At 67.1% G+C, this 15,241-nt stretch carries 13 protein-coding genes; 4 read left to right on the forward strand and 9 right to left on the reverse strand.

Going from position 1 to position 15,241, the window contains the following annotated elements; genetic code table 11:
• Positions 1–165: 165 nt before the first annotated feature.
• Positions 166–1,989 carry an AsmA family protein gene (locus C7I84_RS18080; RefSeq protein ID WP_133170114.1) on the forward strand — a complete coding sequence of 608 codons (1,824 nt, stop codon included), beginning with the start codon at positions 166–168 and terminating at the stop codon, positions 1,987–1,989.
• Positions 1,990–2,018: 29 nt separating this feature from the next.
• Here the strand turns inward: C7I84_RS18080 and C7I84_RS18085 are convergent, their stop codons facing one another.
• The 6 genes from C7I84_RS18085 to C7I84_RS18110 form a co-directional block, all read right to left on the reverse strand.
• Positions 2,019–2,837 carry an ABC transporter permease gene (locus C7I84_RS18085; RefSeq protein ID WP_106773612.1) on the reverse strand — a complete coding sequence of 273 codons (819 nt, stop codon included), beginning with the start codon at positions 2,835–2,837 and terminating at the stop codon, positions 2,019–2,021.
• Entirely contained in the window at positions 2,834–3,874 is a 1,041-nt protein-coding gene (locus tag C7I84_RS18090; protein ID WP_106773613.1) for an ABC transporter permease subunit, read from the reverse strand. Before C7I84_RS18090 ends, C7I84_RS18085 begins: the two co-directional genes overlap by 4 nt.
• A 9-nt stretch (positions 3,875–3,883) precedes the next feature.
• Positions 3,884–5,026 carry an ABC transporter ATP-binding protein gene (locus tag C7I84_RS18095; RefSeq protein WP_106773614.1) on the reverse strand — a complete coding sequence of 381 codons (1,143 nt, stop codon included), beginning with the start codon at positions 5,024–5,026 and terminating at the stop codon, positions 3,884–3,886.
• A gap of 61 nt (positions 5,027–5,087) precedes the next feature.
• A complete protein-coding gene (locus tag C7I84_RS18100) occupies positions 5,088–6,185 on the reverse strand; it encodes a polyamine ABC transporter substrate-binding protein (RefSeq protein WP_106773615.1) in 1,098 nt (365 codons plus the stop codon).
• Positions 6,186–6,541: 356 nt separating this feature from the next.
• A complete protein-coding gene (locus tag C7I84_RS18105; protein WP_106773616.1) occupies positions 6,542–7,489 on the reverse strand; it encodes a DMT family transporter in 948 nt (315 codons plus the stop codon).
• A 184-nt stretch (positions 7,490–7,673) separates the two neighbouring features.
• Positions 7,674–8,582: a LysR family transcriptional regulator gene (locus C7I84_RS18110; protein ID WP_106773617.1), complete on the reverse strand. Its 909-nt coding sequence runs from the start codon at positions 8,580–8,582 to the stop codon at positions 7,674–7,676.
• A 151-nt stretch (positions 8,583–8,733) separates the two neighbouring features.
• Between C7I84_RS18110 and ampC the strand changes: the two genes are divergently transcribed.
• Positions 8,734–9,852 (forward strand): class C beta-lactamase, encoded by a 1,119-nt coding sequence (ampC, locus tag C7I84_RS18115; RefSeq protein WP_106773618.1) that lies wholly within the window; start codon positions 8,734–8,736, stop codon positions 9,850–9,852.
• A gap of 60 nt (positions 9,853–9,912) precedes the next feature.
• Here ampC and C7I84_RS18120 read toward each other — a convergent pair whose 3' ends face one another.
• The gene (locus C7I84_RS18120) at positions 9,913–11,382 is read right to left on the reverse strand and encodes a helix-turn-helix domain-containing protein (protein WP_106773619.1); all 1,470 of its coding nucleotides are present in this window, start codon (positions 11,380–11,382) and stop codon (positions 9,913–9,915) included.
• A 490-nt stretch (positions 11,383–11,872) separates the two neighbouring features.
• On the opposite strand from C7I84_RS18120, the gene aceA reads away from it, so the two are divergent.
• Together aceA and C7I84_RS18130 are read left to right on the forward strand one after the other, a co-directional pair.
• The gene (gene aceA, locus C7I84_RS18125) at positions 11,873–13,162 is read left to right on the forward strand and encodes an isocitrate lyase (protein WP_106773620.1); all 1,290 of its coding nucleotides are present in this window, start codon (positions 11,873–11,875) and stop codon (positions 13,160–13,162) included.
• Between the two features lie 117 nt (positions 13,163–13,279).
• Positions 13,280–13,543 carry an SMc00767 family acetate metabolism repressor gene (locus C7I84_RS18130; protein ID WP_106773621.1) on the forward strand — a complete coding sequence of 88 codons (264 nt, stop codon included), beginning with the start codon at positions 13,280–13,282 and terminating at the stop codon, positions 13,541–13,543.
• A 164-nt stretch (positions 13,544–13,707) separates the two neighbouring features.
• Here the strand turns inward: C7I84_RS18130 and C7I84_RS18135 are convergent, their stop codons facing one another.
• Entirely contained in the window at positions 13,708–14,310 is a 603-nt protein-coding gene (locus C7I84_RS18135) for a cysteine hydrolase family protein (RefSeq protein ID WP_106773622.1), read from the reverse strand.
• Positions 14,303–14,908: a TetR/AcrR family transcriptional regulator gene (locus C7I84_RS18140; protein WP_106773623.1), complete on the reverse strand. Its 606-nt coding sequence runs from the start codon at positions 14,906–14,908 to the stop codon at positions 14,303–14,305. Before C7I84_RS18140 ends, C7I84_RS18135 begins: the two co-directional genes overlap by 8 nt.
• Between the last annotated feature and the right edge of the window lie 333 nt (positions 14,909–15,241).

Raw genomic sequence — 15,241 nt, forward strand, 5'->3', positions numbered from 1 at the left:
CCGACACCGCACCGCTCATGCATAGTGCACTGCACAAGCGCAAAAAGCACACAAGCGTACCAACGGCAAGCGTCATCGGCCGGCCACAATCGGTTGAAATGCGGCGCCAGTCCGCTAAACCCGGAAGCCGGCTGACCGCGTTCCAAGAAGGGCTTGATCGAGCATATGCCATCGTCAACGCTGAGGCGGAGCATCTGGGTACTCGCGGCCGCGACCGTGCTCGCCGCCGCGGCGCTCGCGATAATCCCCTACGTCGCCTCCACCCGCATCGTGCGCGACCGCATCGCCGCCGAGATCGGCACCTGGAGCGGCTACCGCGTCGAGATCGGCGCGCCGCCCGAGCTGGTGATCTGGCCGCAATTGCACGCGGTGCTGACCGATATCACCTTTTCCGACCCGGCGTCGGCGTCCGGCAACCCCGTCGGAACGGTCGAGCGGATGGAGATCGAACTCGCTCCGCTGGCGGCGATGCGCGGCGACGCCGTCTTCACATCGGCTACGCTGGTGCGGCCCACCCTTGCCGTCGGCACGGACGGCGATCCGCTGACCGTCTTCGCGGGCAAGGGGCGCATCCGCGCGGCCGTGGAGCGGACCCGCGCCACCCTTGCGGAGAAAGGCCCTGCCGCGGCACGCGCCGACCTGCCGGACGATGCGTTCGGCAGCCTGCGGATCGTGCAGGGCCGCATCGTCGGTCCGGATGGCGGCGCGGCGGACCCGCTGGCGACCGGCATCGAAGGCAGCATCGACTGGCCCGCCTTCGACGAGGCAGGCAGCCTCGCTTTGCGCGGCAGCTGGCGCGGCGAGGCGGTGCGGCTCGAGCTCGGCAGCGCCAATCCGCTGCTGCTGATGGCCGGAGCCGCGGCACCGCTGCGCGTCTCCGCTTCGGCAGCTCCCGCCTCCGCTTCCTTCGACGGCACCGCCACGCTCGCCGCAATTCCGTTCCTCAACGGCCGGATCAGCCTCTCCGCGGGTTCGTTCGACCGGCTCGCCAACTGGCTGGGCACCGACAACCCGGACTGGGAGAACCTGCGCGCCTTCTCGCTTTCAGGCGCAGTCTCCAGCGACGACCGCCGCATCAAGCTGGAAGAGGCCAGCCTGCAGGTCAACGAGGCCAGGGCGACCGGCGCCGTCGAGCTGGTGTTGCGGTCCGGCGGGCCCTCGGTGTCCGGGTCGCTCGCCTTCGACAGCGTCGGGTTCGACCAGGTGCTGAAGGCGCTGCTGCCGCTGACGGGAAGCCGACCGGAGCCGGACGGGGCACCGGCCGGCGATCATCTGCTTCTGGACATGCGGCTCTCCGCCGACCGCGCCGCCATGGGCGGCCTGCAGATGGCGGAAGTCGCGGCCGCCATACAGGCCCGCAAGGGATCTGTGGCGCTCGACATACTCGACGCCCGCTCTCTTGGCGGCGAATTCCGGGCGGGTATGCGCTTTACCAGGCAGGCCGCCGGGATCGGCGCCGAGATGACGCTTACCGCCTCGAACGTCGACGGCCGCGCCTTCGGAGCCGCCGCGGGGATGACGCAGCTCGTGCCGAGCGGGCGCGGCGCGGTGTCGCTGACGCTCCGCGGCGAAGGCAGCGACGCCCGGTCCGCGCTGCAGTCCGGCAGCGGCAGCTTCGCCGCGCGCTTCGGCGCCGGGACGCTGTCGCGGTTCGATCTCACGACCTTCCTGGAGCTCTGCCGCAAGGGCGGCTTCTTCTCGCTGGCCGAGACCGCCAATGGCGAGTTGCAGATCGACGGCCTCGACCTCGGCGCCAAGATCGTCGCCGGGGTCGCCCGGATCGACGAGGCGGAAGCGCGCTTCGGCGATCGCCGGCTGTGGATTTCCGGCCTCGCCTCCTACGCCGATCTCGGGCTGGCGCTGACCGGCGGGATCGGCCCGCTCAGGCCGCCCTCCCCGCCAAACCCGCTCCCGGACGAGGCGGGTTTCTTCGTCGGCGGCTCCTGGGCGGCCCCGCTCATCTCGCCGGTGGCGCCGGCAGGGAATTGAACGGCCGCGGCGCGGCGCGGCCGTGCCCCCTATCCCCGCTGGGCGGCCTGCTCGTCGCGGGCCCGCTGCACCTCGCGGCGCTTGTTGGCGACCGAGGCGATGATGACGCCGACGGCGACGATGGCGATCAGCAGCGTGCAGGCGGCGTTGATCTCCGGCGTCACGCCGAGGCGCACCTGGGAATAGATCTTCATCGGCAGCGTCGTGGCGCCCGGCCCCGAGGTGAAGCTGGCGATGACGAGATCGTCGAGCGAGAGCGTGAAGGCCAGCATCCATCCCGAGACGATCGCCGGCAGGATCACCGGCAGGGTGATCTGGAAGAAGGTCTTCACCGGCGGCGCGCCGAGGTCCATCGCCGCCTCCTCGAGTGAGCGGTCGAAGGTCATCAGCCGCGACTGCACCACCACGGCGACGAAGCACATGGAGAATGTGATGTGGGCGAGCGTCACCGTGAAGAAGCCGCGGTCGAGCCCGATGGCGACGAACAGGAGCAGCAGCGACAGGCCGGTGATGACTTCCGGCATGACCAGCGGCGCGAACACCATGCCGGAAAACAGGATTCGCCCGCGAAAGCGCGTGTAGCGGGTGAGCGCAAGCGCGGCAAGCGTGCCGAGCACCGTCGCCACCGTCGCCGAGATGAAGCCGACGCGGATCGTCACCCAGGCGGCGTCCATCAGGCCCTGGTTGTTGAACAGCGACACGTACCACTTGGTCGAGAAGCCGCCCCATACCGTCACCAGGCGGGACTCGTTGAAGGAGAAGACGACGAGCAGCACGATCGGCAGATAGAGGAAGGCGAAGCCGAGCACGATCGAGACGATGTTGAAGCGCGTCCAGTTGCCGCTCATCTGCCCTGCTCCTGGGCGCGCGCCTGCGCGTTCTGGAAGATCATGATCGGCACGATGAGGATGAGCAGCAGGATCACCGCCACGGCCGACGAGACCGGCCAGTCGCGGTTGGCGTTGAACTCATTCCACAAGGTCTTGCCGATCATCAGCGTCTCCGAGCCGCCGAGCAGGTCTGGGATGACGAACTCGCCGACGGCCGGGATGAAGACCAGCATGCAGCCGGCGACGACGCCGGGCAAAGACAGCGGGAAGGTGATCTTCCAGAAGGCGCTGATGGGCGGGCAGCCGAGGTCCTGCGCGGCGTCGATCAGCGAATAGTCCATCTTCTCCAGCGAGGAGTAGAGCGGCAGCACCATGAAAGGCAGGTAGGAATAGACGATGCCGATGAAGATGGCCGTATGGGTGTTCAATATGACCAGCGGCGTGTCGATGATGCCGGTCGCCAACAGCACCTGGTTGAGCAGGCCCTCGGGCTTGAGGATGCCGATCCAGGCGTAGACGCGGATCAGGAAGCTCGTCCAGAACGGCAGGATGACGAGCATCAGCAGGGTCGGCCGGATGGATGCCGGCGCGCGCGCCATGCCGTAGGCGATGGGATAGGCGATGAGCAGCGCGAGAAAGGTCGAGATGCCGGCGATCCAGATGGAGGAGACGTAGGCCGGAGCGATGTAGGGGGAGTCAAAGAACACATCGAGAGCAAAACTCTCGCAATAGGCTCGCGCACCCGACAGCCCTACGAGACCCGCGAAGTCGCAATAGAGAATGCGATAGTTATCGGCGGTGAAATCCCCGATCTTGCCCGCAAAATCCGACATGCCCGTAAACACCGGCGTATAGGGCGGCATGGCGATCGCCGTCTGCGACAGCGATATCTTGAAGACGATGGCGAAGGGGACGAGGAAGAAGACCAGCAGCCAGAGATAGGGAACGACGATCACCAGCCGGCCGGTTATGGCGCCGAGCAATGTGCCGGACGCGACCGGCGCGGCCTGGGCCGCCGCGACTGCGGGCGAGGAAGATACTGCCGTGTCGGCCATCTTCCCCTCCTACCGCGTCAGCACGACGCCGGCATCCGGCGCGAAGGACACCCAGGCGCGGTCGTTCCAGCTCAGCGGATCCTCGGTGATACGCGAGCTGTTGAGCGCGCTGGCCTTGAGCACCTGCCCGTCGGCCAGCCTGACGTGGTAGACGGTCATGTCGCCGAGATAGGCGAGGTCGTAGATCTCGCCCTCCATGACATTGGCCGTGCCTTCCGCCGGCGGGCGCGACGACACTTTTATCTTCTCCGGGCGGATGGCGAAGGCGACCGTGTTGCCCGCGGCCGCGTCGCCGGCATTCTCCACAACGATCTCAGCGCCGCTGGCGCCGGTTATCCTTGCGCGGTTTTCGGTGCGCTCGGCGACGGTGCCTTCCAGCATGTTGACGTTGCCGACGAAGCTGGCGACGTAGCGCGAGCCCGGCGCCTCGTAGACTTCGGCCGGGGTGGCGACCTGCATCACCTCGCCCTTGTCGAGGATGGCGATGCGGTCGGCCATCGTCATCGCCTCTTCCTGGTCGTGCGTGACGATGACGAAGGTGAGGCCGAGCGACTGCTGCAGGTCCATCAGCTCGAACTGCGTCTCCTCGCGCAGCTTCTTGTCGAGCGCGCCGAGCGGCTCATCGAGCAGCAGCACCTTCGGGCGCTTGGCCACCGAGCGGGCCAATGCGACGCGCTGGCGCTGGCCGCCGGAGAGCTGGTGCGGCTTGCGCTTGGCGAACTGCGTCAGCTTGACCAGCTTCAGCATGTCGGCGACACGCGTCTCGATCTCCGGCTTCGGCATGCCCTCCTGCTTCAAGCCGAAGGCGATGTTCTGCTCGACCGTCATGTGCGGGAACAGCGCGTAGGACTGGAACATCATGTTGACGGGGCGGCGATAGGGCGGGATGCCGCGCAAATCCTGCCCGTCGAGCAGGATGCGGCCCGAAGTCGGCTCGTCGAAGCCGGCGAGCATTCGGAGCAGCGTCGATTTCCCGCAGCCGGACGCGCCGAGCAGCGCGAAGAATTCGCGCTCGTAGATCGACAGGGACAGGTTGTTGACCGCGGTGAAGTCGCCGAACCGTTTCGTGACGTTCTCGAAGGCGATGTACGGCCTGGCGTCAGGATCGTTCCACGGCGCGAACGACCTGCGGATGCTGCCGAGCGATTTCATTGTCCCTGTCCCCTGTCCCCAACATGAAGGTCCCGGCGGGATGACCGCCGGGACCTTTGCTTCACTGCCCCGTGGTGATCCTGGTCCAGGAGCGCGTCAGCAGACGCTGCGACTTCGGATCGTAGGGCGCCACGGTGAACAGTTTCTGCAGAGTAGCCTCGTCCGGATAGATCGCCGGGTCGTCGAGAATCTCCTTGTCGATGAACTGCTGCGAGGCCTTGTTGCCGTTGGCGTAGAAGATGTAGTTCGAGGCCTTGGCGGCGACCTCCGGCTTCATGATGTAGTTCAGGAACTCATGCGCCTCTGCGGCATGCGGCGCGTCGGCCGGGATGGCCATCTGGTCGAACCACATCTCCGCGCCTTCCTTCGGCACCACGAAGTCGACGGTGACGCCCTGGTTGGCTTCCGAGGCGCGGTCGCGGGCCTGGAAGACGTCGCCCGACCAGCCGACCGCCAGGCAGATGTCGCCGTTGGCGAGCGCGTTGATGTATTCGGAGGAGTGGAATTTGCGGATGCTCGGCCGGATCGCCAGCATCGCCTCCTCGGCCTTGGCGAAATCCTCGGCCGTGTTGGCTTCAGGGTCCATGCCGAGATATTTGAAGGTCGTGGGGATGATGTCCTGCGGGGAATCGAGCACGTAGACGCCGCAATCCTTCAGCTTGGCGAGATTCTCCGGCTTGTAGAAGACGTCCCAGCTGTCGACCTTGTCGATGCCGAGGGCCGCCTTCACCTTGTCGACATTGTAGCCGATGCCGACCGTGCCCCACATGTAGTTGATCGAATATTCGTTGCCGGGATCGTATTTGGCGGTGCGCTCGTTGACCACGTCCCACATGTTGGAAATGTTCGGCAGCTTCGACTTGTCGAGCTTCTGGAACACGCCGGCCTGGATCTGGCGGGCGAGGAAGTTGGCGGTCGGCACCACGACGTCATAACCGGTGCCGCCGGCAAGCAGCTTGGTCTCAAGGATCTCATTGGAATCGAAGACGTCGTAGACGACCTTGATGCCGGTTTCCTTGGTGAACTCGTCGATGATCGAGCTATCGATGTAGTCCGACCAGTTGTAGACGTTGACGACCCGCTCCTGCGCGCCGGCGCCGGCGGCGAAAACGGTCAGAAGGGCCGTGGCTGCGGACAGCCGGAGCGCGTTTCGGATCATGATGTTCTCCTCTTCAACTGTTCCCGGCGGACGCGCGCTTCGGATGGTTCGGCGTCCGGTTTTCAACAAAGATTATTGGCGTTGCGGCGGTGCGACAAGCCGGATTTGACCGGCGGACATTTCGTCCCAGCCCGGCCGCGACGAAGCCGGGCACGGGCAAGCCTACGTATCCTCCGGAGGAGTGGGAAGTCGCGTTCGACAGGACCGCAAGGGCGGCTGCCGAGCGCCGGCACGCGGACCGGATCGTTTTTCTGAAACCTGCACGGCCCTCGATGCGGCCCGCTGCGGATGCTGGCAAGATACGCCTGTCGGTTTGTTCAGACGGCGGTCAAGGTGCGCCCTGGACCGCGAAGCTGTCAATGGGGCGCGGGAATTCCGGTGACGCCGGGCCGTGCCGGGCGGGACTGCCGCCGCAACTGCATGCCGATATGCGCCAGCAGCGCGGCAAACACCACCGCGCCGCCGACGACGGTGCGGGCGGAGGGGACCTCGCCATGGATCAGCCAGACCCAGAGCGGACCGGCGATGGTCTCGAAGGTGCCGAGCAGTGCCGCCATGGAGGCCGGCACCAGCCGGGCGCCGCTGGCGAACAGCGCCATGCCCAGCCCGAGATTGAGCGCGCCGAAAGCGAAGAGCAATCCCAGGTCACGCAGGGAAACCGCCAGCGACCCGGACATGACGAAGCCGACGGCGCAGGCGACGATGGTGCCGAAGCAGACGGCCGAGGTCATGCGCACGCCCGAATAGCGGCGGGTGATCACGGTTGCGGACGCGAAGGAAACGGCGATGGTCATGGCGAGCAGGTCGCCGACCGGCGAGATGCGCCCGTCGAAGGAACCCGACACCATGACCGCCACGCCGGCCAGCACGGCGAAGATCGCCACCCAGGTCGCCGCCGACACCTTGTCGCGAAAGAACACCCAGCCGAGCAGGGCGGCGATCAGCGGCACGCCGGCATTGATCAGGAGCACGTTGGCGATGGTGGTGTGGGCGATGGCGAGCACGAAGCAGGTGGAGGCGGCGGTGAAGAACAGCCCGACCGCCACGCCCGGCCAACCCATCTGCCGGAACTGCAAGGCGGCCCCGCGGGGCCCGTCACGCAAGAGCAGGAATCCGAGCAGGAACAGAGCGGCGAACAGCGAGCGCCAGAACACGATGGTCCAGTCGTCGTCCGCCTCGAGGAAGCGGGCGATGGCGCCGCCGGTGCTCCAGGCGAAGGCGGACAGGAAGACCAGCAGCATGCCGATCCGTTCCTCGCCTTGCGAGGAGGCGGGTGCCGGTTGCGCAGCGGTCATATCGGTCATCGCGGCAAAGGCCCGTCGCCAGGGAGGCAGGGCGCGGTCCGCCCCGGCCGGAGATCACGTCGGCTCCGCTTCGCGTAGCGGATGATCGCCATGCTGGCGTGATCCAGGCAAGGCATCCGGTTGGGACAATTCGCGGCCGATGCAGGCGAGCATGGCCGGAAAGCTCCGCTGCCGGGCCATCGGACTAGCCGGGCGCCTCGCCGGGCGGTTCTCGCCGAAACTCGGGCTCCTGAGCGACGATCCAGCCGGCGAAGGCCAGCATGGCGGCGGTCGGCTGCCGCGACTTGAGCCTGGTCAGCCAGTAGCTGCCGAGCGAAATGGAGGCGCGGAACGGCCGCCGGATCGAGCCGTTGCGCAACTGGCGCGAGAACATCAGCGCGGGAGCCAGGGCGACGCCCGCGCCCTGCTCGGCCGCCTCCATCATGGCGAGCGAGGAGTCGAAGACGATGGCGCCGGCAAGGTTCGGCGGAGCCTCGACGCCGGCGGCAGCGAACCAGCGGCTCCATTCGTCGGCGCGATAGCTGCGCAGCAGCGTGAGTTCGCCGAGATCACGCGGAGAGCCGAGCGCGGCGGCCAGGGCGGGGGTGCAGAGCGGCGTCAGCGGCGCCTCGAACAGCTCGGTCGCATCGAGGCCGTGCCAGGCGCCGTTGCCGAAGCGGATGGAAAAATCCAGCCCTTCGGCAGCCAGGTCGACGCGGTTGTTGTTGGTGGACAGCCTCAGCTCGACGAAGGGGTGCGCGCGCCTGAAGCTTTCGAGCCGCGGCAGCAGCCAGCCGACCGCGAAGGTGCCGACCGCGCCCACCACCAGCAATTCGCGGACCTTTCCCGAGCCGACCCGGTCGAGCGTCGTCGCCAGGCGGTCGAAGGCATCGCTCACGACCGGCAGCAGCGCCTCGCCCTCCGCCGTGATCCTTAGGCCGCGCGGCAGCCGGCGGAACAATTGCACGCCCATTCGCTGCTCGAGGGTGCGGACCTGCTGGCTGACGGCAGCCTGCGTCACGGACAGCTCGATGCCGGCCCGGGTGAAGGAGAGATGGCGGGCCGAAGCCTCGAAGGCCCGCAGGGCATTGAGTGGAAGGTAAGGCCGAACCATTGACGATGCCCCAGGAAAACTTATGGCTGGACCGACTTATCATCGTTTGTGGGTAGTTCCAGCGGGTCATAAACCGGTCCCTGTCCAAACCGAGGAGTTCGCCTTGTCCAAACGATCCCACGTAAAGCTCGCCGCAGGCCTGCTTGCCTGCATGCTGGGCGGCCTATCCGGTGCCTTCGGCGCCAGCCCCGAAGACGCAAGGGTGCGGCAGCTGGTGGACGAGGCGGTGAAGCCGGTGATCGAGCAATACGGGATACCGGGGATGGCGGTCGCCGTGACCATCGCCGGCGAGCACCACTTTTTCGAATACGGCCTGGCGTCGAAGAAGCCGCGGATCGCTGTCACGCGCGATACGCTGTTCGAGCTGGGCTCGATCAGCAAGACCTTCACGGCGACCCTTGCCACCTATGCCGAGGTGGAAGGCAAGCTTTCATTGACCGACAGCGTCGGCGAGCACATGCCGGAGCTGAAGGGAAGCGCGCTGGACGCGGTGCGCGTGCTCGATCTCGCCACCCACACGACGGGCGGTTTTCCGCTGCAGCTGCCGGACGACGTCAAGAACCAGAAGCAGCTCGTCGCCTATTATCGCGGGTGGAAGCCTCAGTTCGAGCCGGGCACGCACCGCAGCTATGCCAATCCCAGTGCCGGCCTTCTCGGCATCGTTGCCGCAAAGGCCATGGGGTCGAGCTTCAAGGTGTTGATGGAAGAAAAGCTGTTCCCGCAGCTCGGCCTGCAACGCACCTATATCGACGTCCCCAAGGGCGAGATGAAATCCTACGCCTGGGGATACAACCGGCAGGACAAGCCGGTGCGGGTCACGCCGGCGCTGCTGGCGCATGAAGCCTATGGGGTCAAGTCGAACGCCGTCGACATGATCCGCTACGTCGACGTGAACATGGGCATCGCAATCGTGCCCGGCCCTGTCGCGCGGGCGGTCGATGCGACGCATGTCGGCTATTTCCGCGCCGGCGAGATCGTCCAGGATCTGATCTGGGAGCAGTATCCCTACCCGGTCGCGCTGGACAGGATGCTCGCCGGCAATTCCCCGGAGATGGCCCGGAGCGCCACGCCGGCCAAAGCGATCGAACCGCCGATGCCGCCGCAGGCCGACGTGATCGTCAACAAGACCGGCTCGACCGGCGGCTTCGGCGCCTATGTCGCCTACATCCCAGCGAAGAAGATCGGCATCGTCATGCTCGCCAACAAATTCTATCCCAATGCCGAGCGGGTGAAGGCTGCGTATGCGGTGCTTTCGGGGCTGGCGGAGTAGTCGGAGTCGACGGCGGAAACGGAACCAGAGCACGCTGACCTCGACGCGAGCCCCTTCGCCTCACTGAAAATCGAAGGCGCTCAGACCCGTCACCATCTCGTCCAGCCCCAGCGGGCGGGTGACCGGCGGCTCGGCGCGGGCGAGGCAGCCGACGCGCTCGCACAGCCGGCAGGCCGGGCCGATCGAGGTCGCAACGAACTCGCGCGGTCTTGCGGAAATGCCGCCCGCAGCGGCTGAACGCGTGTACGGCGCGGCGGGAAGAGCCGCGCCGTACACGGTCTCGTCCGTGAAGCCGATGTCGCAGCCCAACAGAAGCGCGGTTCGGCGCGGCCGCTCGTCGAAGGCGCCCTGCGGCCCTTCCAGCGTGCGGGCGACGGTCAGGAAGGCGGCGCCGTCCGGCATCTCGACGGCTTCGACCAGGACCTGGCCCGGTTGGCCGAAGGCGGCGTGGACGGCGAGCTTCGGGCAGCCGCCGCCGAAGCGGTTTTGAGGAAAACCCTGGCTGCCTGCCCGGCGAAACCGGTTGCCGGCATTGTCGACCTCCAGCATGAAGAACGGGATGCCGGCGGCACCCGGCCGCTGCAGCGTCGTCAGCCGGTTGGCCGCCTGCTCGAAGGAGACGCCGAAGCGCGAGCGCAGCACGTCGACGTCGTAGCGGGCGCGGACAGCGGCCGCGTGGAAGACGGCGTAGGGCATCGTCAGGGCGTGCGCGCCATAGCGGCCCAGCTCGAAGCGGGCGAGGCGGCGCGCCTCGTCCGACGACAGTCTTAGCGCCTGGATCTCCGCTGCCACCGCCGCGCGCATGCGGATGAGGCACGCCTCCATCGCCACCTCGCGCAGCCTATCGAAGGGCGACAGGCGCTCGGAAATGAAGAGGCGCTGCGAATGGCGGTCGTAGCGGCGGCGCCAGTTGGGCATGGTGGCGGCCGGCAGCACCCGCACGGCGATGCCGTATTCGCGCTTCAGCCAGGCCTTCAGCGCGCCGAGCAGGTCGTCGCCGGGCTCCAGCACGGCGGCGAAGGCTTCCGCCTCCTCCTCCAGGGCCGCAAAATGGTTGGGCCGCCGCTCGAACACGTCGCGCACCTCGTCGGCCGGCAGGCGCGCCGCCGAAAGGGCGCTGCCGCGCCCTTCCCGCGCCAGCAGTTCCGATAGAGCGGACAGCCGCTCCGCCTGCTCGCGATAGGCGCGGAAAAGCTTGATCACGCCCGCGGCCGCGTTGGGGGCGGCCTCGGCCACCTCGACCAGCTCCTGGTCGCCCGGCAGCTCGCCGGCCAGCAGCGGATCGGAAAACACCTCCTTCAGCGCCGCCACCGAGCCGCGCGCCTCGCCCTGCAGCTCCTCCGGCTCGACCTTGTAGACCGAAGCGAGCTTGAGGATGAGCTGAACGGTGAGCGGCCGCTGGTTGCGCTCGATCAGGTTGAGGTAGGACGGCGAGATGCCGAGCCCCTCGGCCATCGCCGTCTGGGTGAGGCCCTTGGCATTGCGGATGCGGCGGATGCGCGGACCGGCGAAGATCTTTTGGTCGGGCATGGGTCAGGAGCCCGACTTCGGGATGTTTTTGCCGCCACACGCGTCTACGTCGGGATTCTTCCCACCCCCCTCTGGCCTGCCGGCCATCTCCCCCGCAAGGGGGGAGATCGGCGGCTTAGGCTCCGCCGCCCTTTCTGCAATGCCGGCGGTTGGCGCCAGCAAAACGGCCGGCTGATCTCCCCCCTTGCGGGGGAGATGGCCGGCAGGCCAGAGGGGGGTGCGAAGCTCCAGCATTCTCGATCGCTCGATTTACAAAGGTTTACAGTTCCAGCCGTTCCCTAGAAACAACGTCGCTATTTACAAGCTTGACAATTTTACAGCGCCTCTTTGTCAAGCTCAAGACAGGTTTTCCCTTTTCTTTTCGCGCGAATCCCGTTTTCCCTCGCCATTCCTGCACTGCAATGTAAATGAAATGACAGGCCATGGCGGCAAAGACGCACACGTTCCGCCGAGCCCATCGAGACCGCGAAAGCAGGACGGAGCAAAAAGTATGACCGATTTTTACAACCTCGTTCCCTCGGCTCCGGCGGGCCGTTTCGACGGCATCGAGCGGCCGTATTCGGCCGACGACGTGAAGCGGCTGCGCGGCTCCGTCGAGATCCGCCACAGCCTGGCCGAGATGGGCGCGAACCGGCTGTGGAAGCTCATCCACGAGGAGGACTTCGTCAACGCGCTCGGCGCGCTCAGCGGCAACCAGGCCATGCAGATGGTGCGCGCCGGGCTGAAGGCGATCTATCTCTCCGGCTGGCAGGTGGCGGCCGACGCCAACACGGCGTCCGCCATGTATCCCGACCAGTCGCTCTATCCGGCCAACGCCGCGCCGGAGCTGGCCAAGCGCATCAACAGGACGCTGCAGCGCGCCGACCAGATCGAGACGTCCGAGGGCAACGGCCTGTCGGTCGACACCTGGTTCGCGCCGATCGTCGCCGACGCCGAAGCCGGCTTCGGCGGCCCGCTCAACGCCTTCGAGATCATGAAAGCCTTCATCGAGGCGGGCGCCGCCGGCGTGCACTTCGAGGACCAGCTGGCGTCGGAGAAGAAGTGCGGGCATCTCGGCGGCAAGGTCTTGATCCCGACCGCGGCGCATATCCGCAACCTCAACGCGGCGCGGCTCGCCGCCGACGTGATGGGCGTGCCGACGCTGATCGTCGCGCGCACCGACGCGGAAGCCGCCAAGCTGCTCACCTCCGACATCGACGAGCGCGACCAGCCCTTCGTCGACCGGCAGGCCGGGCGGACCGTCGAGGGCTTCTATCAGGTCAGAAACGGCATCGAGCCCTGCATCGCGCGCGCCATCGCCTATGCGCCGCATTGCGACCTGATCTGGATGGAGACCGGCAAGCCGGACCTCGCCCAGGCGAAGAAGTTCGCCGAGGCGGTGCACAAGGCGCATCCGGGCAAGAAGCTCGCCTACAACTGCTCGCCGTCGTTCAACTGGAAGAAGCACCTCGACGACGCGACGATCGCAAAATTCCAGCGCGAGCTGGGGGCGATGGGCTACAAGTTCCAGTTCATCACGCTGGCCGGCTTCCACCAGCTCAACTACGGCATGTTCGAGCTGGCGCGCGGCTACAAGGACCGGCAGATGGCGGCCTATTCGGAGCTGCAGGAAGCCGAGTTCGCGGCCGAGGCCAACGGCTACACGGCGACAAAACACCAGCGCGAGGTCGGCACCGGCTATTTCGACGCCGTGTCGATGGCCATCACCGGCGGCAAGTCGTCGACCACCGCCATGCACGGTTCGACCGAGCACGAGCAGTTCCGCCCGGCGGCGGAATAGACGCCATCGGGGACAGTTTACTTTCTTTCCGCAGGAGGACGCGGCCGCTTCAAGGCTGTCGCGGGCGGAAAAAAGTAAACTGTCCCCAGCACCCAGCGCCAACCAGGGAGAAAGACCATGCTGGAAGCAGAGGAAATCAAGAGCAAGCCCAAGACCCGCGTCAAGGAACGCGCCGAGGAGCAGGCGACGTCGATGTCGTCCGACCAGCAGACGGCGATCCGCATGCTCGCCAACGACCTGCACCGCCTCAACCAGTCGGTGATGAAGGCGGTGGAGGCCGGCGTGTCGGTGGAGCTGGTGCGCTCGGCCCGGCATCACGGCGGCGACGGCAATTGGGGCGACCTGCTGATCCCGGTCGTGGTCAGGCAGAGCGCAGGCTGAGCGCTCCGGCGGTCAGAAAGGTCCCGTTTTCCCGAATCCGCGGAAACTTCTCGCCGGTTTTCGGCGGTTTCCGACGCAGGACCGCCGCATTTTCTGCCGGAATTGCCCGGAAACCGCGGCCCCGCAACCGGCCCGCGGTTTCACCACGCCGGATTCGCCGCCGATCAGGCCCAGGCGCTCGCGTCCTTGACCACCACCGCAAACGCGTCCGCCAGCTCTGCCAGGGCCGCCTGCCGGACCGTCTCGGCCGGGACCACGCCGCCCAGCGGGTTCGGCAGGTCGCGCGAAGCGGTCGCGTCCGCCACCACGGTCACGCGAAAGCCGTGCGCCTCGGCGGCGGTGCGCGTCGAGGTCGACACGCAGACATGCGTCATGTCGCCGACGATGATGACCTCGGAGCGGCCCGTCTCGCGGATGCGCTCGGCAAGGCCGGTGCCCAGGAAGGCGTCGGCATGCTGCTTCCAGAGCACCGGCTCGCCGTCGCGCGGCGCAACCTCCGGGAGATGCTCGACATAGGGCCCGTCGGTGGCGAAGACCGGCGCGCCGGGCCCGGCGCCATGGGCGATATGAAAGACCGGCACGCCGCGCCAGCGCGCCAGGTCGAGCATCCTGCCCGCCTCGGCGGCCGCCTCGCGCACGTTCTCGAGCGGGGCGGCGCCGTCGACATATTCGCGCTGGATGTCGATCAGCACGAGCACCGACCTGTCCAGCGGCGAGGGATGGTCCGGCGCACCGAACATCTGGTTGAAGGTCCTGGGTTCAGTCATCGGACGTCTCCTTCTTGGATGGATGAACGGCGGCAGCCGGCCGGAGCAGGTCGGCGGCAAAGGTCTTGGCGACGCGCTCGAAGGGCGCGGTGTCGTTCAGGGCCCGCGACAGCACGAGTGCGCCTTCGATGCGGATGACGGCATCCTCGCCGCGCCGGCGCGCCTCGGCCGGATCGATGCCGGCCTCAACCAGCAGATCGGCGATCCCGGCGATCCAGCGGGCGGCGCCGGAGCGCACATTCGCCCTCACCGCGTCGGGAGTGCCGGCGACGGAAAAGACGTCGACGAGGCAGGTTCTCCTGCCGCCGTCGTAGAAACGCAGCAGCCCGTCCGCCATGGCGTGCAGGCGCTCAGCGGGAGAAGCGCGCGGCGGCGCCGGTGCAAGCGCGTCGGCCGCCATCTGCCGCTCCGCCGCGGCAAGCACCGCCCGCGCCATCGCCAGCTTGCCGTCGGGAAAGCGGTGGTACAGCGCGGCCTTGGCCAGGCCGCTGGCCTCCGACAATTCGGCGAGCGAGGCGCCCTCGTAACCCCTCGCTCGGAACACCGGCGCGAGGCGCGAGAGCAGGTCTTCATCCGATATCGATTCCGGCCGGGCCATGCCGCTCGCCTCGTTTATTACCGATCGATCGGTAAATAACTCGAAGCGGCACGCCAGTCAAGCCGTGCCTTGCGGACCACCAGGGCATCGCATATGCCGACAATGACCATCATTCCGGGGCCGCGCAGCGGAACCCGGAATCCAGAGCGTTGGCGTCGAAGGAAAAGCGAAACGTCGCAAATATCCAGGAATTGCGAGCAGCATCGGCACTCTGGATTCCGGGTTCCGCTGCGCGGCCCCGGAATGATGGGTGGACGGCCCCTCACGGCATCGAATGTGCCAAGCTGGAGCTGTTGGACTCAGCGAAGGAGACCGTCCGCGATGCAAACTATC

The sequence above is a fragment of the Kumtagia ephedrae genome, from assembly GCF_003012745.1.
Taxonomy (GTDB): domain Bacteria; phylum Pseudomonadota; class Alphaproteobacteria; order Rhizobiales; family Rhizobiaceae; genus Kumtagia; species Kumtagia ephedrae.